The sequence below is a fragment of the Microvirga sp. VF16 genome (assembly GCF_016864375.1).
In the GTDB taxonomy this organism is placed as follows: domain Bacteria; phylum Pseudomonadota; class Alphaproteobacteria; order Rhizobiales; family Beijerinckiaceae; genus Microvirga.
The window spans coordinates 466,667-489,114 of the sequence record NZ_CP069356.1; the positions used below are offsets into that span (position 1 = coordinate 466,667).

18 protein-coding genes and 3 pseudogenes are annotated in these 22,448 nt (G+C 64.3%); 9 read left to right on the forward strand and 12 right to left on the reverse strand.

All coding sequences use genetic code 11. The annotated features are described in order from the left end of the window. Positions 1-312 precede the first annotated feature (312 nt). The 4 genes and pseudogenes from JO965_RS34495 to JO965_RS49710 form a co-directional block, all read right to left on the reverse strand. Positions 313-450: a hypothetical protein gene (locus JO965_RS34495; RefSeq protein ID WP_203446479.1), complete on the reverse strand. Its 138-nt coding sequence runs from the start codon at positions 448-450 to the stop codon at positions 313-315. 303 nt (positions 451-753) lie between these two features. Then, positions 754-2,210 (reverse strand): annotated as a pseudogene (locus JO965_RS34500) (ISL3 family transposase). Positions 2,211-2,477: 267 nt separating this feature from the next. Further along, complete coding sequence (locus JO965_RS34505) at positions 2,478-3,374, reverse strand: pirin family protein (RefSeq protein ID WP_246777189.1); 897 nt, start codon at positions 3,372-3,374, stop codon at positions 2,478-2,480. A gap of 24 nt (positions 3,375-3,398) precedes the next feature. Then, positions 3,399-3,779: pseudogene (locus tag JO965_RS49710) on the reverse strand (AI-2E family transporter); the annotation flags it as partial. A gap of 362 nt (positions 3,780-4,141) precedes the next feature. Between JO965_RS49710 and JO965_RS34510 the strand changes: the two are divergent. The 4 genes from JO965_RS34510 (at position 4,142) to JO965_RS34525 (ending at position 7,884) form a co-directional block, all read left to right on the forward strand. Next, positions 4,142-5,869 carry a hybrid sensor histidine kinase/response regulator gene (locus tag JO965_RS34510; protein ID WP_203441354.1) on the forward strand — a complete coding sequence of 576 codons (1,728 nt, stop codon included), beginning with the start codon at positions 4,142-4,144 and terminating at the stop codon, positions 5,867-5,869. A 112-nt stretch (positions 5,870-5,981) separates the two neighbouring features. Then, on the forward strand, positions 5,982-6,620 hold the full coding sequence (locus JO965_RS34515; protein WP_203441353.1) for a response regulator transcription factor: 639 nt from the start codon (positions 5,982-5,984) through the stop codon (positions 6,618-6,620). A gap of 378 nt (positions 6,621-6,998) precedes the next feature. Next, positions 6,999-7,355 (forward strand): hypothetical protein, encoded by a 357-nt coding sequence (locus JO965_RS34520; RefSeq protein ID WP_203441352.1) that lies wholly within the window; start codon positions 6,999-7,001, stop codon positions 7,353-7,355. A gap of 298 nt (positions 7,356-7,653) precedes the next feature. After that, positions 7,654-7,884: a hypothetical protein gene (locus tag JO965_RS34525; protein WP_203441351.1), complete on the forward strand. Its 231-nt coding sequence runs from the start codon at positions 7,654-7,656 to the stop codon at positions 7,882-7,884. A gap of 344 nt (positions 7,885-8,228) precedes the next feature. Here the strand turns inward: JO965_RS34525 and JO965_RS34530 are convergent, their stop codons facing one another. From JO965_RS34530 to JO965_RS34540, 3 genes are all read right to left on the reverse strand, one after another. Further along, positions 8,229-9,248, reverse strand: coding sequence for an amino acid ABC transporter substrate-binding protein (locus JO965_RS34530; protein ID WP_203441333.1), 1,020 nt, complete (start codon positions 9,246-9,248; stop codon positions 8,229-8,231). Between the two features lie 63 nt (positions 9,249-9,311). Continuing rightward, on the reverse strand, positions 9,312-9,743 hold the full coding sequence (locus tag JO965_RS34535) for a nuclear transport factor 2 family protein (protein ID WP_203441332.1): 432 nt from the start codon (positions 9,741-9,743) through the stop codon (positions 9,312-9,314). Between the two features lie 154 nt (positions 9,744-9,897). Continuing rightward, a complete protein-coding gene (locus JO965_RS34540) occupies positions 9,898-11,889 on the reverse strand; it encodes a BTAD domain-containing putative transcriptional regulator (RefSeq protein ID WP_203441331.1) in 1,992 nt (663 codons plus the stop codon). Positions 11,890-12,030: 141 nt separating this feature from the next. Here JO965_RS34540 and JO965_RS34545 point away from each other — a divergent pair, with 141 nt between their 5' ends. Then, positions 12,031-12,627 (forward strand): DUF6647 family protein, encoded by a 597-nt coding sequence (locus JO965_RS34545; protein ID WP_203441330.1) that lies wholly within the window; start codon positions 12,031-12,033, stop codon positions 12,625-12,627. Positions 12,628-12,934: 307 nt separating this feature from the next. Here JO965_RS34545 and JO965_RS34550 read toward each other — a convergent pair whose 3' ends face one another. The 3 genes and pseudogenes from JO965_RS34550 to JO965_RS34560 all read right to left on the reverse strand — a co-directional run bounded on the left by JO965_RS34550 (position 12,935) and on the right by JO965_RS34560 (position 15,840). Next, positions 12,935-13,171, reverse strand: coding sequence for a hypothetical protein (locus JO965_RS34550; protein WP_203446481.1), 237 nt, complete (start codon positions 13,169-13,171; stop codon positions 12,935-12,937). A 584-nt stretch (positions 13,172-13,755) separates the two neighbouring features. Further along, positions 13,756-14,085: pseudogene (locus JO965_RS34555) on the reverse strand (transposase); the annotation flags it as partial. Positions 14,086-14,622: 537 nt separating this feature from the next. Further along, positions 14,623-15,840, reverse strand: a complete 1,218-nt coding sequence (locus JO965_RS34560) for a S8 family serine peptidase (protein ID WP_203446482.1) — start codon at positions 15,838-15,840, stop codon at positions 14,623-14,625. 640 nt (positions 15,841-16,480) lie between these two features. On the opposite strand from JO965_RS34560, the gene JO965_RS34565 reads away from it, so the two are divergent. Continuing rightward, positions 16,481-16,882 carry a hypothetical protein gene (locus JO965_RS34565; protein ID WP_203446483.1) on the forward strand — a complete coding sequence of 134 codons (402 nt, stop codon included), beginning with the start codon at positions 16,481-16,483 and terminating at the stop codon, positions 16,880-16,882. A 532-nt stretch (positions 16,883-17,414) separates the two neighbouring features. Here JO965_RS34565 and JO965_RS34570 read toward each other — a convergent pair. Beyond that, complete coding sequence (locus JO965_RS34570) at positions 17,415-18,200, reverse strand: hypothetical protein (RefSeq protein ID WP_203446484.1); 786 nt, start codon at positions 18,198-18,200, stop codon at positions 17,415-17,417. Between the two features lie 448 nt (positions 18,201-18,648). Continuing rightward, the gene (locus JO965_RS34575) at positions 18,649-19,440 is read right to left on the reverse strand and encodes a helix-turn-helix domain-containing protein (RefSeq protein WP_203446485.1); all 792 of its coding nucleotides are present in this window, start codon (positions 19,438-19,440) and stop codon (positions 18,649-18,651) included. A 130-nt stretch (positions 19,441-19,570) separates the two neighbouring features. Here JO965_RS34575 and JO965_RS34580 point away from each other — a divergent pair, with 130 nt between their 5' ends. From JO965_RS34580 to JO965_RS34590, 3 genes are read left to right on the forward strand one after another with little or no spacing between them, the layout of a single operon-like run. Then, positions 19,571-20,890 (forward strand): tetratricopeptide repeat protein, encoded by a 1,320-nt coding sequence (locus JO965_RS34580; RefSeq protein WP_203446486.1) that lies wholly within the window; start codon positions 19,571-19,573, stop codon positions 20,888-20,890. Positions 20,891-20,907: 17 nt separating this feature from the next. Continuing rightward, positions 20,908-22,140: an MFS transporter gene (locus JO965_RS34585; RefSeq protein ID WP_246777190.1), complete on the forward strand. Its 1,233-nt coding sequence runs from the start codon at positions 20,908-20,910 to the stop codon at positions 22,138-22,140. A 42-nt stretch (positions 22,141-22,182) separates the two neighbouring features. Next, positions 22,183-22,443, forward strand: a complete 261-nt coding sequence (locus tag JO965_RS34590; protein WP_203446488.1) for a hypothetical protein — start codon at positions 22,183-22,185, stop codon at positions 22,441-22,443. The last annotated feature ends 5 nt before the right edge of the window (positions 22,444-22,448 follow it).

The following is a 22,448-nucleotide window of genomic DNA, read 5'->3' on the forward strand; positions in this document are numbered from 1 at the left end:
GCGATATCCACGAAAAGGATCTCCGAAACATTGACCGGTCACAGGCTGCTCGAGGGATCCTGCGGGCGATCCTGCGTGAGGTCAAACTCTATCCTTCTCACGGCTGCGGGATCCCATTTGCTGTGCAAGTTGGTCTATAGTGAGCCCCGACACGCGGAGGGATAGCCTTGGCCACCTATGTAGTCGCCATCAGGCGTGAGGTCCGGTCGGAAGGGGCGATGGCCGAGGACTGGGTCCGCCAAGTGCCTGGCGTGCTCGTTAAGGCTGCAGGCAATCCAAGCCGCGTCGCAGTCGAGGCATCGCCTCAGGCCATTATCCGATATCGAGCGTCGCTTCGGCGACAACCTCATCGTCGAGACCGACATTCGTCACAAGCGCCTGCTGTAACCTGTTGGGCGACTGGCAGGCGGTACGTGCATTGAATTGCGCGCATGGGTGCATTGACGACATGGGAGTCCACAATCAACCGGCCTGACGTCACTATCTTTCGCGTTCGCGCGTTCTCGACGATGGACGCAACGGTTCTCTGGAAAGAGGGCGAGCCCCTCTCAACTCAAGGCCGCTGGGAACAGCGGTCTTTTCTTTACCGCCCACCGCATCAGGGCGTGACTTGAACGGTGAGCATCGGACCAGATCAGGTGGAACGGGAAGCGCGGGCGCTGCTCAAGGATGTCAATCAGCTTTGAAGATTAACTCCGGATCGGCGTTGAACTGGCTCTGACGCAGTTTTGGTGCACCCGTCCTCGTGAACTGTCATTCCGCTCCAATTAATCTGGCTTGCAGGAGATCGAGACGGCCTCTGCCGTACATCTGATGCTTCACGAGCTTGAGTTTAGTGATCTGGCCTTCGGTCTGACCGTTTGACCACGGCAGCGTGATTGCCGCACGAACGGCTGCCTCGTCCTTGGCGATGCCATTGGCGAATGAGGCCACGAGGCTTTGGCGTGCTCGGGCGATCCATGACGTCAGGTCAGCCTCGCGGCCATTCCGGATCAGGGTCTGGAACTCCGCAACCGTGTCGCGGGCACTGGCGAGAGCTGGTACGCCGCTTTCGATGGTTGCGATGGTCACCGTGTCCGTCTTGGAGAGCGTGTCTCGCCCCGTACTCATCAGCCGGGCGATGGTCCTGGCGGACGGAACGCGCTGAAGCTGCTCGTCTCCGATCCGTTCAGCCCGACGGCGGCGGGTGGCCCATTCCCCCACAACGCGCAGCGAGCCGCGAAAGCCGCTAGCCCGCAGACGCCGCCACAGCTCTGCACCATTGTGGCACCCGCCGGTCCAGAGAGCCTCAAGCAGCGGCCAGTATGCCTCGAGACTGCTCTCCCGCTGGCGGAAGACATCGCTGCGGCCACCTCGCAGGATCTGCCGTACCGTGCCGCGGCTCAGGCCCGTTTGCCGGACGATCTGCTTGATCGGGATACCTTCCGCAGCCAGAGCCATGACTGTTGCGTTGGTCTCCTCACGGCGCAAACGGCCTCTAAAAAGGCCCGGCTGGCGTTCTCCATCAGGTGCCAGCGGTCGGCCACCTGCACCGCATCCGGCAGCGCCTTGGCCGCTGCCTCGCCATAGCCGCCTCTGTCGCGGGCGACAACCGTAATCTCCGGGTGATGGGCCAGCCATGCCTGTGCGGTGGCCTGCTCCCGGTCCGGAAGAAGCGACGCGATCCGGCGCCGTTCGAGATCGCAGACGATGGTGCCGTAGCGGTGATTGCGGCGCCAGGCCCAGTCATCGATCCCGATGACGTTCAGCGGCTCAGAAGGAGGGTGGGCATGCCGGCGCACAAGGCGCAGGAGCGTATCCTTGCTCACAGGCAGCATCAGCCGCCAGGCCAGGCGCGTTGCAGGTCGTCCGCCCAAAGCCAAGCCGAGGTGGTGGGCAACGCCCTCGAGCCGGGCAGTATGCCGAGCATGGCGGGCGATCACATCTGGGGCAAAGCGTTCGGTGAAGATCCGCCTCCCGCACCCCATCGCGTCGCAGCGGAAGCGCCGCGCTCGGATCAGGAACTGGACCGGTCTCCCTGCCAGCGGCAGATCCGCCACGCGCCGGAGATAATGGCTATGCACACGCGAGGAGATGGTGCCGCACGAAGGGCACGCGGCAGATCGGTAAGCGGAATGGACTGTGATGGTCACCTGCCGTGAATCAGCGTGGATCTGATCCACGATCAGGCCGGGCGGGATCAGTGCTGAGGGGCGCAGGCTTCGGTGCATAATACTGCCTCTTGCGGGAAGACAGCATCAGTTCAGTCCAAAACTGCACCAAAATTGCGTCAGAGCCAAACTTGCACGCCGAAACACACTCAAGGAAGCGATTGAGCGCTCTGGCTGGTATCCCATCCTCTCCGCTGCGGAGCGAGACACGCGCATCGAGCAGGATGTCGAGCGCTACTGGCACGTGATGGCGCAGGAGGCGGCCTGCCGCCTCCTCGACCGCTTTGAGGCATGCTCTCACGTCGCCTATCACAGAGCGGGTCTGGCTCAGGACATCGGTTCTGGAGCAGGTCTCGGGTCTTCGGGCAAGGGGATGAACTCCTGGTCATCGCTCAGGGGGAGATGAATGCGGCCGTTCTGCCAGTCCGCTTTGGCCTGCTCGATTCTCTCCTTGCGCGATGACACGAAATTCCACCAGATGTGCCGTGGCCCCAGAGGTTCCCCGCCCAGCAGCATGACCGTCGAGGCTTCAAGGGCGGTCAGGACGGGATCCGAGCTGCCGGCGAAGATCAGCATCTGCCCTGGGCCATATTCCCGCCCGTCCGCCTCCAGCCGGCCCGTCACCACATAAGCGGCCCGCTCCGGATACTCGCTGGGCAGGCCGATCCGGCCGCCGGGCTGCAGCTCGGCATGGATGTAGAAGAGGGGTGATTGCGTCCTGACCGGGTTGGACAGCCCAAAGGCTTGTCCCGCAATAAGTCGGGCCGAGACACCCGGTTCGCCGAACACTGGTAGGTCCTCAGCGCCATGATGGACAAAGCTCGGCGCCATCTCCTCCTGGGCTTCCGGGAGAGCCACCCAGGCTTGGATGCCATGCACCCGCCCGACGCTCTGGCGGATGGGGCCGTCGAACCGCTCGGAATGGCTGATGCCGCTGCTGGCGGTCATCCAGTTCACGGCTCCGGGCCGGATGGCCTGCTGCGCCCCGGTGCTGTCCCAGTGCGTGATCTCGCCATCAAACAGGTAGGTGACGGTTGAGAGGCCGATGTGAGGATGGGGGCGCACGTTGGTTGTTCGAGGCATGTGCGGCGGCAGGTCCACCGGTCCCATATGGTCGAAGAAGATGAACGGTCCGACCATGCGCCGCCTCATGAAGGGCAGCACTCGGCCAACTTCGAAGCCGCCGACATCCTTTCGCCTCGCGGCAATCACCAGATCCAGCATCCGTCCCTCCGTAATGCCCGCGATCAGGATGAAGGCCAGGGTCACGGCCACGAGCACCGCTGCGATCCGCGGCAGCTTCCAGCGTCTGAGCCAGTTGACCAGCGGCGTCAGGGCGAAGCTCAGGAGGATCGCGAGAGCAAAGGGAACGAAGAGATCGCGGCCGAAGTAGAGGCCAGCTATTGCCAGGACGATGCCACCGGCGGTCAGGATAGGGGATCCCGCAGGCTGAAGGGCAGGCGGGGGCGGCGCCGGAGCCGGGTCGGCCATCGTGCAGTGCCTTCGGTTCAGGTTAACCGCAGGACAACTCGACGCCAGTGGCATTTGATCCGATCGGCGGTTCGGGTGCGTTGTCGTCGTCGCCGTGGGGCTGCACTGCCCATCCGCGTGGCGCCATCGGAGAGGCATGACTGAAGGGGCTGCTCCAGTGCTGTCTCCTAGATCGACGGAGCTTTGCCTTGCGCGATCTGGCGGCAGGAAGGGATCAAAAGCAGGAGATCGAGGCTAGGAGATAGAGCTAACCTTCTGTCGTCTGATGCGAAGTGCGGGTTTTGGCACCAAGCGGTGGTAGGTTGAAGATCCGCCTTCCTGCGGTGGAACGGACATCGACACCGTCGCGCTCAGGGGCAGTGCGTGACCCGAACTGGTCACCTGTTGCGGTGCGCACAAACGATTCAGCCGAAGAGTCTGGCTCGTCCCTCATGACTGATTGGAACGGGCGACCTAGGATAACATATGCAGTGATTGCTTCACGGCCTGGAGATCAATGCATGAGGCCCCGGTCTGCCCGGTTTGGCTTTTCCCTTGCCCCAGCCGTTGTCCTCGCGCTCGGCATCGTGCTGCTGGGCGCGCTCGAACTCATGCAAAGTTACAACGAGAGGGTAGGACGGGGCGAGGAGAATGCCCGGAATCTCGTCCATGTGCTGGCCGAGCAGACCGAGCGAACCTTCCAGGCGGTCGACTTCACGCTGCTGGGGCTCCGTGAGGCCCTGACCGCCGCTCCCGACTTGCCGGAGAACGATGCCCGCTTCCGGGATGCGCTGAAAGAGCGGCTCAAGGCCTTGCCGTATGTTCGCGCCCTCTATGTCATTGGTCCGGATGGACTCATCACGCACGACACCGACTATCCCTCCACACCAAGAGTCACCCTGGCGGACCGGCCCTACTTCAAGGCACATCAGGAAGATCCTAGCCTCGGCCTGCAGATCGGGCCGCCGCTTCGCAGTCGGTCAGTCAATGTCTGGTTCGTCAGCTTCAGCCGCAGGATCAACCGGCCTGACGGCAGCTTCGGCGGGATCGTCGTGGCCGCCGTCGAGCCCAGGTACTTTGAGGAGTTCTACCGCAACCTCTCTGTTGGTGAGAACGGATTTATCGCGCTTCTGCTGCGCGACGGCACCCTTCTGGCCCGCAGCCCGGCCTCCGAGGAGGCCATCGGCAGGTCCTACGCAGCGGCGGAGCCATTCTACACTTACCTATCACGCAGTTCGCAGGGCGTCTTCTGGGGCGCCAGCCCGGTCGACCGTACGATCAGGGTGACCGCGTATCATGCCCTCGGCACCACACCGGCTGTGGTTCTGGTTGGCCTGGCGCAGCAAACCGTGTTTCAGCCTTGGCGCGAGCATGCGGTCATGGAGGCCATCTCGACGGCCGTCCTCCTCGGCCTGGTCGGCGCCCTGATTGTCCTCGTTCAGAGAAGCCGCCGACGCGAACAGGCCGAGCAGGAGCGGCTTAGCCGCGCGCAGCGACTGGAGGGACTCGGGCGCATCGCCGGCGGCATCGCACACGATCTCGGCAACACGATCCGGATCATGCAATCGACATTTCTGCTCCTGAGGCCCTCTCTGGCCGACCGCCCCGACACCTTGTCCCTGGTTGACGAGGCCGACCAGGCCCTCAAGGGTGCGAGGGCCATGATCGAGCGCCTGCTCGCCTTCGCGCGGCGGCAGGACCTTCGGCCGGAGGTGACCGTGATCGACGAGCGGATCGCGGGCTTTGCCCCGATCTTGCGGCAGGCGGCGGGTCCTCGGATCGCGCTCGACCTCAAGTTGGCCGGCATGGGCAGCGCAGCCCTGCTCGATCCGGTCCAGCTCGAAGCAACGCTGCTCAACCTAGTGCTGAACGCCCGCGATGCCATGCCGGACGGGGGCATCATCACCGTGGCGACCGAGATCACCGCCCCACCTCCCGGGCCGGTGGCGTTCCACCGCATGTCCGGCAGGGATGAGCGGTGGGTTCGGATTTCGGTGACGGATACGGGCATCGGGATGCCTCCGGCGGTGCTGGAGCGGGCCTTCGACCCCTTCTTCACCACCAAGGGACATGGAAACGGGCTCGGCCTCAGCCAGGTGCTGGGCTTCGTCCAGCAAAGTGCCGGTGACGTGCAGCTGGAGAGTGAAGAGGGCCGCGGCACGACAGTGCGCCTGATGTTCCCTGCTGTCACTGGAGAGGACCAGACTGACGGTCGCCGGGTCCGAAGTGCCATCGGTTCGGGAGAGTAGCCTTCCCAGGGGGCACGGCACTCAGGAAAATCCTGAGTCCTTGTTCGGGTCCAGACCCGATGGGTCTGATACGGCGCCGCAGGTAAGAATTGTCGGGTCCTATGAGCGTGCCATGACCATCAAACTTCTTGTAGCCGACGACCATGCCATCGTGCGTCGGGGCTTGCAGGCTCTGCTGGAGGCGCAAGCCGGCTGGCAGGTCTGCGCCGAGGCCGACGACGGGCAATCGGCGGTCGACCTAGCCGGCCAACATCGGCCGGACGTGGCGATCCTCGACTACGCCCTGCCGGGGCTGAACGGCCTCGAAGCCACCCGCCACATGCGCCTCGCCAGCCCGGGCACCGAAGTGCTGATCTACACGATGCATAACAATGACGATGTGATCCGCGACGTGCTGCGAGCCGGGGCACGCGGCTATCTGCTCAAGACGGAGGACGACACTGAGGTTGTCAGGGCGGTGCGGGCTCTATTGCGCAAGCAGCCCTACTTCTCGCCCCAAGTGGCCGAAACCTTGCTCGATACCTTTCTGAGCGGCGGCAAGGTGGTGGCCTCGCAAACCTTGAGCTCCCGTGAACGGGAGGTTATCCAGCTCGTGGCGGAGGGGCAGAGCAACCGCGACATCGCCGAGCGCTGGAAGGTGAGCATCAAGACCGTCGAGAGCCACCGGACCTCGGCGATGAAGAAACTGAACCTGCGCTCGGGGGTGGAGCTTGCCCTCTATGCCGTGCGCAACAAGCTGATCGAGCCCTGACTCCCTGTCTCAGAGAGTAGGGCAATCCCGACCCGCTCTTCCGGTCCTCACCTGATTTCAATCCAAGTGGCAATGCGGTTTGCTGACTGGCGCCGACGCCTTGGGGCTGGTCCGGACCGACATGTCTTCCGGCCGGCTGGAGGCTAGACCTTCAGAGGCCTTCGTTCAGAGCGCCAGGCGACGGAGCCCCGGCGAGAGCGGCGTCCGACGTGATAGCTGAGGAATAGAATATGCTGGCGTGGATTGGCAGGCGCCTGATCGGCCTCTGGCGAGCCGCAGGCACCCGGATCGACAAAGCGATCATCGCATCGGCCGTCAGAAATTCGGATGAAAGAACCAGGGGGGCAGACCTCCGCTATCGACAGTCCGGAGACCGCAATGCTTGGGATGCTCGGAAAAACAGGAATTCCCATCAGCCTCATCGGGGCCGCGATGAGCCCTGACGAGATCGAACAGCGCATCATCCGCGCCTATGTCCAGCTTGCCTGCACGCCTGAGACGGATGGCTCGCGCACTGTGACCGTGGTCCGGTTCGGCGCGCTGGAGGCACGGCTGACCGAGATCCCGGAGGAGCTAAGGCTGCCGGGTCTGCCATGGCTCTGGCTGGAGCTTTACTCCCATTCACGGCAAGCGGTCGTCGACAGTTGCGGCTGCACCGAACTCGACGAGCCTGAACTCACTCTGGCAGTCGAACTGATCATCAACGCGAGGCAGTGGGTTCAAGATCTACACTAGGAGAATACGTCCCATCAGCCTTCATCGGTCTCGTAACCGAACCCTTGGACAGCGGCTTGGGAAGGAGTGATGGTGCAGCTTTCCGCTGGGCAGCACAAGCAGGCGGCTAGCACAAGCTCATGAGGAGAGGCCCACTATGCCGAGGCTGCCAAAACGGATTGAACCGTAGGCTCTTCTGGCCTGGACCAGAGGAACTCTGACGGTCGTTCCGGGTCCTCACCTGATTCCAATCCTGGTCGGTTTGGCCCAGAGCTTCCCATCCGCAAAGCCGCCGCACGCGGCTCATGGAAGAGGTGACATGCCGCATTTTTATTTCGACGTCCGGGCAGGGACAGAGGTCCTCTCAGATCCGGACGGCTTTGAACTCGACAGCCTGGAGGGTGCCGAGCAGGAGGCGACGCAGACCGCTCTTGCGCTTGGACGGGATTGGTTGCCACGCACCCGCGAGGTGTGTGTCGAGGTCCGGGACGAATGGCGTCATCTGCGATTGATCTTGAGCGTTGCGCTGAGGGTGAAGAGGCTGGACTGAGTGGGCTGCGGGTGAGGCTATCCTAGGTTTCCGCACACGCGAGGGTCACCGCCCTTCCAATGTTCGCGCCTAGCGAAGTCGCCGTTTGAGCCGAATTCAGGACGATACCCTCTCCCGTCCTTCAAGCAATCAAAAGGGTCAGAATGTCTGCGTGTGGCACGTTCCAGAAGTACGTCGAATGTCTGTAAAGGCGCGATGAGCGGACCTTCATTTCATTGGCTGTTCGTTACTCTTTGACCCATTCCTGACCTTCACCAAATGACTGGAGCCGGGAGCCCCCACGCGTATCCGCTTCTTCTCAGATCGTGTCGTGGGAATGGCTGCCGGAGAAATCTCGTGGCTTGCTAGCGGACTGGGATGCCGTACTGAAGACCGCCCTTGGTCCACAGCGCGTTCTGACCGCGCTTGATCTTGAGCGGAGAACCCTCGCCGACGTTGCGCTCGAAGCTCTCGCCGTAATTGCCCACGTGCCTGATGACGCGGACGGCCCAGTCGTTGGGCAGGCCGATGGCCTCACCGAACTTGCCCTCGGTGCCGAGCAGGCGCTTGATCTCCGGATTGACAGAGGCCTTCATCTGCTCGACGTTGGCCTGCGTCACGCCGAGCTCCTCGGCATCGAGCATGGCGTTGAAGGTCCAGCGCACGATGTCAGCCCACTGGTTGTCGCCCTGGCGCACGGCCGGGCCAAGCGGCTCCTTCGAGATGACCTCGGGCAGAATGACGTGATCGTCCGGGTTCGAGAGGGTCAGCCGCGCGGCATAGAGGCCGGAGACGTCGGTCGTCATCGCATCGCAGCGGCCGGCCTCATAGGCCTTCTTCGCCTCCGTCGCGTTCGCGAAGCTCATCGGCTGATAGGTCAGGTTGTTGGCGCGGAAGTAGTCGGCGAGGTTGAGCTCGGTCGTGGTGCCCTGGTCGGTGCAGACCGACTTGCCGTTCAGCTCCTTGGCCGAAGTGAGACTAAGGGATTTGCGGACCATGAAGCCCTGGCCGTCGAAGTAGTTGATCGCCGGGAACTCGAGGCCGAGCTGGGTGTCGCGCGACATGGTCGCGGTCGAGTTGCGGGCAAGGACATCAACCTGCCCGGACTGGAGCGCCGTGAAACGGTCCTGCGCCGAGAGGGGAACGAACTGCACCTTGGTCGGGTCGTCAAAGATTGCTGCTGCAATGGCGCGGCACAGGTCAACGTCGAGACCGGACCAGTTGCCCTGCGCATCCGGCGCGCCGAAGCCGGGGGCACCCCGGTTCGAGCCGCAGGTCAGGATGCCTTTCTGCTTCACGCTGTTCAGTGTCGCCTGGGCCGAGGCGGCCGTCGCGAGCAGGCTTGCTGTCAGGCCGACGGCAATCGATGTGAGAGCGTTGATCATGACGCTGTCTCCCAATGTCGGTTTCACCTGTGACCATGGAAGTGAATTTATCAGCGCGCCGTGCTAGGCCGCCTTGGTCTTCTCTCCGGCTACACGCAGGGTTCCGCTCCCGACGGCAACCGCCGCCGTGTCCGAGAACTGCGTGAACCCGGCCACCTTGCCATTCTCAATCCGGAAGGCATGAAGGAAGCGGATGTCGATGGTCTGTCCTGTCGCGGTCGCGGTTGCCCGTTCGTGGCCGAAGCAGAACACATGGTCGCCCGCGTCATGGAAGCTCTGCGGCGCGAACTCCTCGAACGTGTAGCCGCGGTCGAGCTCCTCGAAAAAGCGCTGCACGGCAGCCTTGCCGCTGCGAGTTCCGGCCAGCGGCACCCAGTCGGGATTGCCGACGCAGTCCCAAGCGATCGTATCCGAGCAGTGCTCCAGGATGGTGTCGATCCGCCCGCTGCGGAAGGCCTCATAAAGCATCTGGATCAGTTCGACGTTAGTCCGCATGGCATCCTCCTGCGCCGTGCGACCCGAAGACCCGATGGGATCCCGGGTCAGGAGAGCGATTATACACCCACGAGCGGGACCAACAGATGGATTTGCTTGCAGGCAAGAGGGCGATCCTGTCGGGCGTGGCTCGCATGATCCGTCGCCGAAATCTCTATTCAAGGCCGGCCATGGCCAAACCACGTTCGTAGTGCTCCAGGTCGGCTGCATGCTGGAACCGGGCGGGCAAGCGGAGCCACGCGATGGGACCGCCAATTGACCGCAGCTCCTCCTCGCCCAGACGCTGTTGCAGCGTGGCGCGCATCCGCCGGGCATGCATGGCTGCTTCGTCCACCCGTCCTGCATAAGCCGCCGCTGCGGCCAGCCAACCGCGGTTGGTCGTGATCCGGTCCGGCGTCTGCCTCAGCCAGAACAGCGCCTCATCGTAGCGATGTGCAATGAAGCAGGCCTTGCCGATCTGCTCGGCGGATACGGGCGGAAAGTACGGATTGAGCCGGATGGCTTGCTCAGCCTGCGCGATGCCGCGCTCGGGCTCACCCGCATAGGCGTACTCCAGGCCTGTATAGCCAAGGGTCTCGACATCGCCTGGGCTGAGGGTGACGGCGCGATCCAGATGAAAGCGGGCGCCGGAGAAGTCGCGCCGCATCTGGAGCAGCATGCCGAACAGCCAATACCCTTGCGGATCCAGCGGATCGAGCGCAATCGCCTGTTGCGCATGGCTGATCGCCCGTTCCCGTCGAAGGTCCTCCTCTTCCGGCGTGATCCCGCCGGTCGAGATGTAGCACACGGCGAGCCCGCAATGGGCGGCCGCCGAGGTCGGATCCTGCTCGAGAGCGCGGCTGAAGTGTTCGAGGGCCTTGGCATGTGACGCATGAGCGATCGAGCGCTGGTGCTCACGGCCGCGCAGGCAATGCTCATACGCGCTCAATGACTGGATCTCCCGGTGGCGTATCCGCTCCAACTCCGCCTGCTCGACCTGCACCGGGATGGTGGCCACGATGGCCATGGCCGCCTCCTCTTGGAACGAGGGCAGCTCCTCCCAATCACCCTGGTAGTGCTCGCCCCAGACTTGGCGCTGCGAGGCGCTGTCAACCAGGCGGACGGTCACGCTCAAGCGATTGCCGGTGCGCCGGACACTGCCCTCGACCGTGTAGCGGGCGCCAAGCTGGCGCAGCCGGGCTTCGGGATCGGGATCTCGACCGAGTGCGAAGGACGTGTGCCGGGCCAGGACACCGAGCCGGCGAAAGCGCGCCAGATCGGCGATGACGTCCTCGGTCAGGGCCGCTGGCAGGCTGACCAAGGTCTGATCCTCGGAGAGATCCCGGAAGGGCAGGACCGCCACGAGCGGCCTGCCCTCCGAGGGTACGTCGCTGCGGCCCAGAACCCAGGCAGCATTGAACGGCTCCGGGGCAGAGCGCCCACGATTCTGGCTCGCGGCGCGGGCGAGTTGCTCGACCTCGGCGCCCGGCGGGATCTGGAGATCCCGTGCCAGGCGGGCGCGGAACTCGGCATAGTGACCGGCCGCGAGCGCACCCTCGCCCTGCGTCAGGTGCAGCCGCATTAGTGCCGCGTGCATGCGCTCGCAGTAGGGATCGATCGCGAGATAGCGCTGGGCGCAGGCCTTCGCCTCCGTCACCTCGCCACGCCACAGCCTGAATGAGAACAGGTTCCAGAAGGCGGAGCGAGCCACATCGCGCAAGCGTTCCCGCTCGGGCAGGAGCCAATCCTCGTACTCGGGGCTGAGATCGCCGACATCCGACAAAAGGTCGCCGCGGTACAGATCGCAGGCTGCGGTGAGCGCCTCAAGTGTCCCCTCCGTCGCGAGAGCCTCGAAGCGCACCGCATCAACGGCCACGCGATCCGGGTCGAGCCAGACCGAGCGGTTATCGCTGCAAAGCGGCCCCGCGCTTCCGCCAAGGATCTTCCGGAGCTGATGCAGGACGAAGCGCAGGTTGCCCTGGGCGTGCGGTGGGTCAGCGTCCGGCCACAGCAGCGCCTGGAGAATGTCGCGCCGATGCTTCGTGCCGGGGTGCAGGGCCAAGCGCGCGAGGAACTGGGGCCCCTTCTCGCCCGCGAGTTCGATGGGCCCGCGATCGGGATGCCGCAGGCGAAGCCCGCCGAGTAGTGCGATCTCGAGTTCCGCCATGGATGCCTCGGACGCTGTCGCAGCAGGACCAGTCTAGCACCGCGTCAGGATCCACGAAACGCCGAGAAGCACCCGCCTCACGCTCGGCTAACGCTCCATCCGTCTAACTCCCGCATGCACCGCATGCGGAAGGATTGAACCATGAGGAAAGTTCGCCCACTCCAGAGCCAAGACAGCCATCACGACACGGCCAAGGCTCCATGGGATGTATCGCATCTGGTTCATGTGCTTGCCCTGGTCGCCTGCAGCCTCGCGTTGCTGTTGGCCGCCATTGGTCCTGCGACGGCCCGCGCGGACGGATCTGGCGGATGCCTTGAGGGCGACTGGATCACCGAGGCAAGAGCCTTCGTGGCGGAGGAGACGGGCATCCCAGTCCCGGAGGCTTGCGTGCGCCTGGCTAGGAAGGGACGTCTGGAGGGGCTCGTGTTCCCGGCAGCCTTTGACGAGACCCATGGCGAGACCGTGGCTGCCGTCTATGTCCCGGCGACCCGAGAGATCCTCCTAGCTGACGATCTCGATCCCGGCACCCCGCTCGCGCGCAGCTATCTCGTTCACGAACTGGTGCATGCGCAGCAGTTCATGAGCCGCGCGCATGAACACGTCCGATGCCCGGGAGCGCTGGAGGCGGATGCCTATGGCACCCAAGCCCTTTACCTCGGCACCCGGGGCCTACGGGAGGAGGCCTTCCTTCTTCAGATTCTGGGAATGTTCCAGAGTGCTTGCGGCTACTCGTACTAACTGGCCAGCTCGCGCTTGAACCGCGATGCCGAAGGTCAGGAAATGGCACATTTGCGAAGTCGACCGAATGTCTGCTGGGGAAGGGGACAACAGACATTCGTAAGGCGTCGGCAATTTCCTCGGGTGAGACGAAGCAGAAGTAGACCGAACATCCGGGTTCGAACGGTACGCTGATCTCTTGTTCGTTCCGTGCAAAGTCGCAGTTTGCCCGCCCTTGAAGACGTACTCGAACTGCCCCCCGCTCCATGGCCAGGACTGACGTTCCTTCACTCTCCCTTGCCCTGAGAGGATCTCAAGGTTCGGGAGACTATCGCTCAGGAGCCTTCCGGGCCGCCTTCTCCATCCCTTGTGGGTTCTTCTTGACCCCCTCCCGAAGCACCTTCGTGGCGGCATCCTGTTCCTGCTCCAGAGGAGCGGAGATCGGCGCGGTGTCGCCGCGGGCTTCGAGACCCTGGTCCCGCGGTTTCTGACTTCCCGCCTTCGCAGCGGATTTCAGGGAGCGCAAAGCCTCGGGCTGTTGACCATCCTGCTTGCGGTCGGGCATCGGGCGAACTCCTCCAGGGCGGCGTCATCGCCGCCTCCCAAGGCAATTCCCGTTATGCTAAGGCGTTCCATCCGGAACACCTGCCGGATGGCGAGGTCGCCCACGTCCAGCATGCCGGAGTCCAAGTCGAGCCCGTCAGCTCACACCGCTGCATGAGAAGTATCTCGACCGTCCGTTCAAGAGCAGGAACCAGACTGCCCGGAGTGGCAGGGAAACGACAGAAGTTGACCCAGCCTGTCGTCTAATCGCTCGTTGGAATGCAAGCCCTTTTGGTGCCGAGGCTGTGGTTTGCCGGGAGCAGTGTCGTCTTCGCGGTCGACAGCAGTCGCCGCTGATGGGGCTTCGCAGGAGGAACCTTCCAAGGTGTCAAACGCACGCTCCGGGCCTATGGGCGCGTCGGTGCAACAGCCTAGGCGGAATGGTTCATCCACGTCCCGGCAGGGACGCCTCGGCACGCCTCAGGACAGGCGCATAGCAGTTCTGGCCGGTCAGGCGGTGGCGCTGATTGCCCAGTTGAACGGCTGGCCGGATTTCAGCATCGCGTGCATGATGACCGCCAACTTGCGGGCTACGGCCACAGCCGCGCGCTTGAAGCCGACCTCGGCCAGATGGGCCAGGCCATCGGCATCATTGGCGTCGGTTTTGTTGGGCGCCATGGCGAGGGCGGCTTTGGCATGGCGCGCATCGATACAGATCGCCGGCAGCCCCTCGGTCTGGAGCGCATGATAGAACCACACCGCCAAAGGCCCGGTCTCGAACACCACCCGCTGGGCCGCAGGCGCACGCTTGCGGACGATCTCCGCAATCAGGGTTGGATCAGACGGGCATTTGCCGCGCCAGATCCGCTTGCCGTCCCGCCGCACGGAAATCGCCGTCTCTTTCACCGACACGTCAAGACCGATATACTCGCCCATGGGTGTTCTCCGTTCGATGCTTGGGCCCGGCGTCCAGTCGAGAGCCCGTCATTCCATCTTATCGGGGAACAACCACCCGCTCTTCCATGCAGTGACCATCCGGTCTTAGGGCGACTCGCTCCGCGATTACCCAATGTGTCAAAACGCGAACGGGTCCGCTCTCAAGGAACTATTTGTACAACATCAGCTTCATTTGGCGTGAATTCTCCGGTCCAATCGGCCTCACGAGACATAGAATTGCTCCAGCGAGCGACACGTCAGCGTTTTTACACAGCCAAGACCCGATACGGACATTCACCGCGTACCGGATGCAGGATAGACGAATGGCGTGTGGTTCTCGACGATCCCATGCGCTTCCTCGAGGGCGTTGTTTCGTCAGAGTAGTCGGGCGACGGCCGGTGCCTCGCGCCGGCCTCTCAAGGTGTACCGGCACACCGAATGGGCCGAGACAGATGTACCAATGGCCTCAAGCACGGCCTCGCTCGCAAATACACTCAGCCGCCTTTTTGCACCCAAAGTAAGATTGCATGTCGCGGGTCAAGGCACGTCTGAAGTCCGTGCTCCAAAAGGTAAAGCAGCCGGCTGCTCATAGGCTGCTGTCACCGGTGCCGGCTCCGTGGGTTGTGCGCACAGGCCTGCCACCTGGATCAGGCCGAACCCGTACGTCGGATCCCACCCGGGCTTCCCAAGGTCGCGAGTGCGCGCTTCAAGACGGGACTGAACCACGTTGGAGTCCAACGTGGGATTGGACGCGAACAACAGGCTTGTTGCGGCGGACACGAAGGGGGCGGCATAGGATGTGCCTGTCTTCAGGGCACCGCTGCCCTTCGACGATGCTGTCCAGATATTCACCCCGGGCGCAGCTAGGTCGACATATCCGCCTTGCGTGGCGCGCCGGTACACATTCAGTTCCTGATCCACTGCTGTTACCGCGATGACCCCAGGATAGGCGGCCGGATATGACGGTTCGGCGCCGGGACCATTGTTTCCCGCGGCCGCGACGACCACGATGCCCTTGGCCTGGGCTGCCTCAATGGCTTTCTGGAGGACCTCATTCGGCGGGCCTGACAGGCTCAGGTTCATGACCTGCACACCACGCTCGACCAATGCCTCAACGCCGGCCACAAGGGACATCACGTCCGTCCGATCAGCAGTGCCGCCGTCCCGGTAGAAGGCATCGACCGCGACGATCTTCGCATCTGGCAGGAGACCAGGTGTTTGGCTCCCTCGCCGTCCGACAAGGAGGGCCGCAATCGCGGTGCCATGATCCTGCAAGGAGGCGTCAGCATGGGATGCTGGAGGTGGCAAAACCTCGATCGCCTGGTCCTTCAAGGCTTCGTGCTCGAGGTTGATGCCCGTATCGATCAGGCCGATGAGAGGCGTCGGGCCGCACTGAGCTGCGTCGGACACTGACCAGTTCACGAGAGCAGTCGCCCTGCACTCAAGGCCAGTGCACGTACCCACGCCCTCATCGAGATAGTAGTAGTGATCGAAATCCGCTGAAGCCCGAGCATCGACCATACGGACCGCTTGCCGGGCCTGCGTCAGGGATGCGCCTTGGGGAACGCGCAGCCTGACCACCTGTGGGGCGACCCGGCCTTTCGTCTGGGTTTCGATGTGAAAGCCTTGAGCGGTCAGCTTGGTCAGATCGTCCCGGGACAGGCCCGACGCCAGGATGGAGCTCGTGGATTGCCGCGGCTTGGGGCGTGGGTCGACGGCATCGGGCGCACTGGCAGGGGCACTGGCGGTTTGCACGGACTCTGCCTGGGCTGATGCCTGTGAGGTCGTCTGCGTCGACGCGCCTGCTTTGGAGCCCACCTGGGATGCGCTCGAAGCCTGCTGATCCGATGTGGCCACCACGCCTTGACTCGTCGGCGTCGGATGGGTGTTCGCCGATGCCGGAGCTGGCGCCGAGCTCCCAATGGGCTCGGGGGATGCCGGGACTGTGCTCTGGATCGTCGGCGTTGGGCTGGTGGCACTAGCCTGCGCAGTCTCCGTCTGGGTTGAAACCTCCGATGTTGCCGGTGTCGGCGAGGTTTCCTGCTCGGATGCGGAAGCTATGCTCTTGCTCGTTGAGGCTGGGCCGGTCGGAGCGTCTGCTTGCACAGGCCCTGACTCGGCTGAACCCTGTGATGTCGTCGGCACCTCGGCGACGGCTTGTGGTTGGTCCGCAGGCTGGTCGGGTTCCGTGGCCATGACCTCGCTCGTGGGGGCCGGGGTATCCTCTGGAGCTGGACTTGATGATGCCTGCTCAGGCGTAGGCACTGAGGCCTGGCTGGTCGGGGTCGAAGTGGTCGAGGAGGCTTGTTGTGCAGTCTCCGTCTCGGCTGTTTCTTCGGAGCTCGTGGGGGCCGGGGAGGACTCCGGGGTTTGGCTCGATGATGTCTGATCGAGCGTGGATACTGAGGCTTGGCTCGTCGGGGTGGAGCTGGTGGACGAGCCAGCTTGTACAGCCTCCGTCTCGGCTGTTTCCTGGGAATTCGTCGTAGCCGGCGAGGGTGCCGGGGCAGGGCTCACCGTTTGCTCGTCAGGTGTAGCGGCTATGTCCTGGCTCGACGGGGCTGGACTGGAGCTCCCTGGAGCCGGAGAGATTGTGGAGGGCTGTGTCTCTGTCGACAATTCGGCCCCGGGGACCGCATCCTGGCTCGTCGGGGTGGAGCTGGTGGAGGCGTCTGCCGGTACCGTCTCTGTCGTGCTAGATGGCTGCGATTTTTCCTGCGCCGGGGTGGGCGCTTGCGTCTCGCTCGTCGGCGTCGAGCTGGCACTTGCCGATGTCGGAGAAGCCGTAGGAGCCTGATCAACTGCCTGCTCTGATGCGGGGAATGAGCTCTGGCTTATCGGAGCGGAGCTAGCGGGAGCATCTGCCTGTGCGGCCTGCGTCTCGGCTGGATCCTGAGAAGTCGCAGACGTCGGAGCGGCTGATTGAGCGGACGCGTTGGCAGGGTTCGCAGTTGGTTGGTCGGGCATCGCGGTGGTGTCCTGGCTCAGCGGTGTTGAGCCAACGGAGGCACCTACTTCTACCTTTGCCTGGGTTGGTTTCGTTGATGTCGCAGATGGTTGAGTGGCAGCTTTTGTCCGACCGGACCTTTGCTGGTCAGATTCGGCGGTCTTGCCCTGTCTCGTCGCGGTTGGACTGGCGATCGCCTGTGCCTTCGGGCTGCCGCGTTGGCTTTCGCTGTTACCTGCCTTGCTTGTCTTGGCGAAGCTTCCCGTGCCGCTCGCAGAGGTAGTCGTGTCACCAGCCTTCGGGGCACCGTTGGCTCTCTGCGCTCTAGCCTTATCCTCGCCAGCTTTACCCTTGCTGGATCCTGCGCTGGCGGTGCTGCCGGCTACGCTGCCGTCTCCTCTCGTCCTCGTGCCGCTGTTCCCGCTAGCGTTACTGCTCTTGCCTCCGGCTTTGCCGCCTTTGCCGTCAGCATTGCTGCTGCCCTGAACCGAGCCGACGCCACTAGGACTGCCTTTCGAGGTCCCTTTGCTTCCGCCGTTGCTTTTACCGTTGCCCAGACCAGACCCGGCTTCGGCCGCGTCGGATCCCATGTTGCCGCGGGCACTCGTGTTTCCGCCCCGTGCGCTGTCGGTCTTGTCTGACCCCTTGCCGCCTCGTCCTTTGCCGCTCCCGCCGTTGCCTGACTTTCCATCACCGGAGCCTGCGGACGAGTTGCTTCCCGAGCTGCCTCCTTTGCCCTGGCCTTGGGAGTTTCCTCCAGCATTGCTGTTACCGGCACTCGCCCCCGCGTTTGTGCCGCCTCCGTCACCGCGTTGACCTCCGGAGGGTCCGCCGCTTTGGCCACCCTGGCCAGGGTTGCTTTTGCCCCCGCCTTGACCGTTACCTCGCTCTCCGCCCTTGTTGCCCGCACCTGGGCCACCTGCGCCTGCATTGCCTCCGGCCGGGTTCCCTCCAGGTGAGCCAGCCTTGCCGCCGCCGGCATTCCCGTTTCCACCTTCTGTGCCGCCTGCGTCGCCGGACCTGCCATCGCTGCCTTTCCCGCCGCGACCCCCATCGCCACCGCCTTTGCCGCCCTGACCGCCTTTCCCGCCTCCATTGCCGTCGCCGCCGCGGCCTCCACCCCCATCGCCCCCGGAACGGTCACCGCCCTTGGCGAAAGCTGCGCCATCCAGGATGGGCAAGCTGGAGCTATGGCCGAGGTCAAGTTGAACCCGCAGGGGGAGAGCAGCAGCGGTGCTTGCTACCGCAATGAGGATATGTCGCCACCAGCGTGCCATGATTACCTCATGACGGCTTCAATGCCCGGCTTCGCAAATTGCAGCGCGGCAAGGTGATGAACATTGGCCGGCTCGTTGGTGCGCAGCATGAAGCGCTGAAAATGCGGCCTCTATCATATCCGAGATGAGTGAAAGCGATCTAATCACTTTATGTGTCAAGCGATAAGCTAAGCAGTAATTCGACTGTACTTTAAGTAGTGTGGGCGGGTGCCTTCGCTTTCCTGCCTGCCGACAGCTTTTGGCACCCCTGAGACGTAAGCACTTGGTCCGCTTCGGCGGTCATGAGCCGACGTTCGTTGGGCGGCCGGAAGGTGAAGGGTTGACCCATTGCAGTCATTCCTACTGACCCGCCCCACATCCCCGCATGTAGGCTTGGGGGCTGCACCCCATCTCGGTTCGGAACGCGTACACGAAGGCCGACGTTGAGCCGTAGCCGAGCTCCAGTGCCGTCCGGGTCACGTCGAGGCCGCCGCCCATGAGTTCGATTGACTTGAACAGCCGCAGACGTCGGCGCCATGTCCGCAGGCTCATGCCCACCTCCGCCTCGAAGCGGCGAGTCAGGGTCCGTTCCGACATCCCAAGCTCCCGACCCCACGCCTCCGATCCACGCCGGTCGGCCGGGGCTGCGTAGAGCGCCTCGCACAATGCCGTCAGGGACGAGCCCCCGCGCGGCCATGGGAGGGCGCCGGGGAGGGGGCATGCTCGCCGGAGCTGGTCCAGGATCAGGTCCGTCACACGGTCGGCGTAGCCGTCATGATCCTCATCTCCCTTGATCTCGGTGACCTCGACGATGAGAGCCTTCAGCAGCGGCGTGACGCTGAACACGGTCGGGTCCTCCGGAAGGCCACGGCCCACCTCGTCAGCGATCCAGAGGCTGCGGAACTCCGCTCCGAGCAAGGATCCGACCCGGTGCCGCAGGCCTGTCGGCAACCAGACGGCCTGCTCCGGTGAGATCACGAAGGAATGTCCTTCCACCGCCACCGTCAGCACGCCGGAGATCGCGTAGACCATCTGGTTCCAGTTGTGGGTATGCTCCGGGAAGAAGTGCCGCGCCGGGATCGACTGCGCGCGCACGGTGATCGGCTGGGGCGGAGCCAACCCAGGTGGCGCTTGGATCCTCTCCCACATCATGTCCCACCTCCAGTTTGGCTGATATTCTACACAGTTTGACGGCTTATCAAAATACGGACGGGAGAAGATCGCGTATAGATGGCCGAGTACTGCGCCGATGCGCGCCCGATCCCATGACGAGGACCCTGCCATGACCCGCCTCGACAGCCGTGGCCTGCCACTCTCGACCACATCCGACCTCGCAGCCGAGCGCTACCGGGAGGGCGTCGACCTGCTCCTCTCCGCTTGGCCGGGCACCGCGGAGGCCCTGGACGACGCCATCGCGGCCGACCCGGATTTCGCTCTCGCCCACGCCGCGCGTGCCCGCCTGCACGTCATCCGCACCGAGCTAACCAAGGCCAAGGCGCGGATCGCGACGGCGGAAGAGATCGTCGCCCGGCGGGGAACCGAGCGGGAGCGCAGCCATGTAGCGGTCCTGTCGCTGGCCATCAATGGCCAATCGGCCCAGGCCTTGGAGCGGGCGCTCGCGCATGCCGACACCTGGCCGCGGGACATCCTGATCCTCTCGCTGCCCCTCGGTGCCTTCGGGCTCTTCGCCTTCTCCGGCATGGCGAACCATGACCAGGCGCGGGTCGATCTCTGCGAGCGTCACGCCCGCCACTTCGACGCCGACGACTGGTGGTTCCTGACCTACCGGGGCTGGTCTCATGCGGAGAATGGCAACGTCGCGCACGGCCGCGCCCTCACGCAGCGCGCCTTCGACCTGCGCAGAAGCAACGCCAACGCGGCACATGCGCTCTCCCACGCCATGTACGAGGGCGGTGCGCACGATGAGGCGGAGAAGCTGATCGCCGACTGGCTGCCGGGCTACGACCGCGTCGGCATTCTGCATGGCCACATCGCCTGGCACTCGGCGCTTGGCGCGCTGGAGCGTGGCGATCCGGAACAGGCACTGGCGATCTACGCCGATTACATCCAGCCGTCGGTGACGGCGGGGATGCCGGTCAACGTGGTCAGCGACACGGCCTCGTTCCTGTGGCGGCTCAAGGCCTATGGCCACACGGTTCCGGCGGGGTTGTGGCAGGATGCGGCAGCCTATTCGGGAAGCTACTTCCAGAAGGCCGGCTTTGCGTTTGCCGACGTCCACATGGCGCTCATCGCCGCGGCGACCGGTGACAAGGCCGCCATCGAAGAACGCGTGAAGGCCCAGATGGACCTGATTGAGGCGGGAGGCTTGCCGGCAGGGCCGGTGGTGCCGGCGGTCTGCCGCGCGGCTCTTGCCTTCGCGAACGACGATTACGCCGGCTGCGCGCGCATCCTGGAGCCGGTCGCGGCCGAGGTCGTGCGCATCGGCGGCAGCGGCGCCCAGCGCGAGATGATGGAGGACATGCTTCTCCTGGCGCTCATGCGCAGCGGCGAGGCCGTTAAGGCCGGTGAACTGCTCGACCGCCGCCTGCACCGCCGCCCGTCATCACGCGACACGCGCTGGCACGGCCAACTCGCCGCCTGAGGAACCTCATGTCACAGATGAATGCCAATGCAGTGTCGGGGGTGGTACCTGCGACTCGCTCCGGGGATGCCGATGTCCTGAGGCTCGCGGTCGCCCAGGCGCTCGGCGGGGCCAACTCGGCGGTCGTCTACGCCACCGGCGCCATCGTCGGCAACATGCTCGCCCCCAGCAAGGCGCTCGCCACGCTGCCGATCTCGATCTTTGTGGTCGGGATGGCGGCCTGCACCCTGCCGGCCGGGGTCATCGCTCGGCGCCATGGCCGCCGCGCCGCATTCCTGACGGGGACGGGATGTGGCGTGCTCACCGGACTGCTCGCCGCGCTCGCGGTCGTGCTGGGCTCGTTCTGGCTGTTCTGCTTAGGCACGTTCTTCGGCGGGGCCTATGCCGCCGTGGTCCTGTCCTTCCGCTTCGCCGCCGCCGATTGCGTCCCGGCCGCGCGCCGTCCGCGGGCCTTGTCCACCGTGATGGCGGGCGGGGTGTTTGCCGGGGTCATCGGTCCCCAGCTCGTGACCTACACCATGGACCTGTGGCTGCCTTACCAGTTCGCGGCGACGTATCTGGCGCAGGCCGCAGTGGCGGCCGTGTCCACCCTCGTTCTGCTCGGCGTGCGGGTTCCGATGCCGACGGTGGCGGAGATGGCGGGCGGACGTCCGCTCGGTGATATCGTGCGCCAGCCGCGCTTCATCACGGCCGTGATCTGCGGTGTCGTCTCGTACACGCTCATGAACTTCATCATGACGGCCGCACCTCTCGCGATGCACCTGTGCGGCCTGCCGCAGGAATCGGCGAACCTTGGCCTGCAATGGCACATCATCGCCATGTACGCTCCCGGGTTCTTCACCGGACGGCTGATCACGCGCTTCGGTGCGCCCCGCGTCGTGGCCGCCGGCCTCATCCTGACCGCCGCCTCCGCCGCCATCGGACTGACAGGCGTGGACGTGGCGCATTTCTGGCTGACGTTGATCCTGCTCGGCGTCGGCTGGAACTTCGGCTTCGTCGGCGCCTCGGCCCTGGTGTTGGGGTGCCATCGCCCGGAGGAGCGTACCCGGGTGCAGTCGCTCAACGACTTCCTGGTGTTCGGGACCATGGCGGTGGGCTCGTTCTCATCGGGCAGCCTGCTGACGACCTATGGCTGGAACACGGTCCTGTGGATCTCATTCGCCCCGCTCCTGCTCGCCGGGGCTGCACTCTCCTGGAAGGCGAGGACACCTGTACCGATCCCCGATCAGGAGCGGTCTTCCAGACCTTGATCACGATCGACCACGACCTACCAACCGAGAAAGGAACCAATCATGACTGGTACAAGGAGGTTAGCCACTATCGGCGGTGTTGCCCTGCTCTTCGGCATCGCCATGATGATCGTTCTACATCAGTTCGGTTCGCGGCACTTCGCCATGGACTCAACGGGCGCTCCGTGGCCCCATCCCATGATGCATGGGCCTGATGACATGGGCTGGACCATGGCTCTGGGCACGGTTGCGATGACGCTATGGTTCGGCGGCATCCTGAGCCTGCTCGTCGCGCTTGTCCGCTCGGTCGCCAAGGCGTCGTGACGGCG

Coding starts and splice junctions, on each gene's coding strand:
- JO965_RS34495 (WP_203446479.1), bottom strand. CDS start 450: ATGTCGTCAATGCACCCATGCGCGCAATTCAATGCACGTACCGCCTGC.
- JO965_RS34505 (WP_246777189.1), bottom strand. CDS start 3,374: ATGCTGGATCTGGTGATTGCCGCGAGGCGAAAGGATGTCGGCGGCTTC.
- JO965_RS34510 (WP_203441354.1), top strand. CDS start 4,142: ATGAGGCCCCGGTCTGCCCGGTTTGGCTTTTCCCTTGCCCCAGCCGTT.
- JO965_RS34515 (WP_203441353.1), top strand. CDS start 5,982: ATGACCATCAAACTTCTTGTAGCCGACGACCATGCCATCGTGCGTCGG.
- JO965_RS34520 (WP_203441352.1), top strand. CDS start 6,999: ATGCTTGGGATGCTCGGAAAAACAGGAATTCCCATCAGCCTCATCGGG.
- JO965_RS34525 (WP_203441351.1), top strand. CDS start 7,654: ATGCCGCATTTTTATTTCGACGTCCGGGCAGGGACAGAGGTCCTCTCA.
- JO965_RS34530 (WP_203441333.1), bottom strand. CDS start 9,248: ATGATCAACGCTCTCACATCGATTGCCGTCGGCCTGACAGCAAGCCTG.
- JO965_RS34535 (WP_203441332.1), bottom strand. CDS start 9,743: ATGCGGACTAACGTCGAACTGATCCAGATGCTTTATGAGGCCTTCCGC.
- JO965_RS34540 (WP_203441331.1), bottom strand. CDS start 11,889: ATGGCGGAACTCGAGATCGCACTACTCGGCGGGCTTCGCCTGCGGCAT.
- JO965_RS34545 (WP_203441330.1), top strand. CDS start 12,031: ATGAGGAAAGTTCGCCCACTCCAGAGCCAAGACAGCCATCACGACACG.
- JO965_RS34550 (WP_203446481.1), bottom strand. CDS start 13,171: ATGCCCGACCGCAAGCAGGATGGTCAACAGCCCGAGGCTTTGCGCTCC.
- JO965_RS34570 (WP_203446484.1), bottom strand. CDS start 18,200: ATGGCGCAGCTTTCGCCAAGGGCGGTGACCGTTCCGGGGGCGATGGGG.
- JO965_RS34575 (WP_203446485.1), bottom strand. CDS start 19,440: ATGATGTGGGAGAGGATCCAAGCGCCACCTGGGTTGGCTCCGCCCCAG.
- JO965_RS34580 (WP_203446486.1), top strand. CDS start 19,571: ATGACCCGCCTCGACAGCCGTGGCCTGCCACTCTCGACCACATCCGAC.
- JO965_RS34585 (WP_246777190.1), top strand. CDS start 20,908: ATGAATGCCAATGCAGTGTCGGGGGTGGTACCTGCGACTCGCTCCGGG.
- JO965_RS34590 (WP_203446488.1), top strand. CDS start 22,183: ATGACTGGTACAAGGAGGTTAGCCACTATCGGCGGTGTTGCCCTGCTC.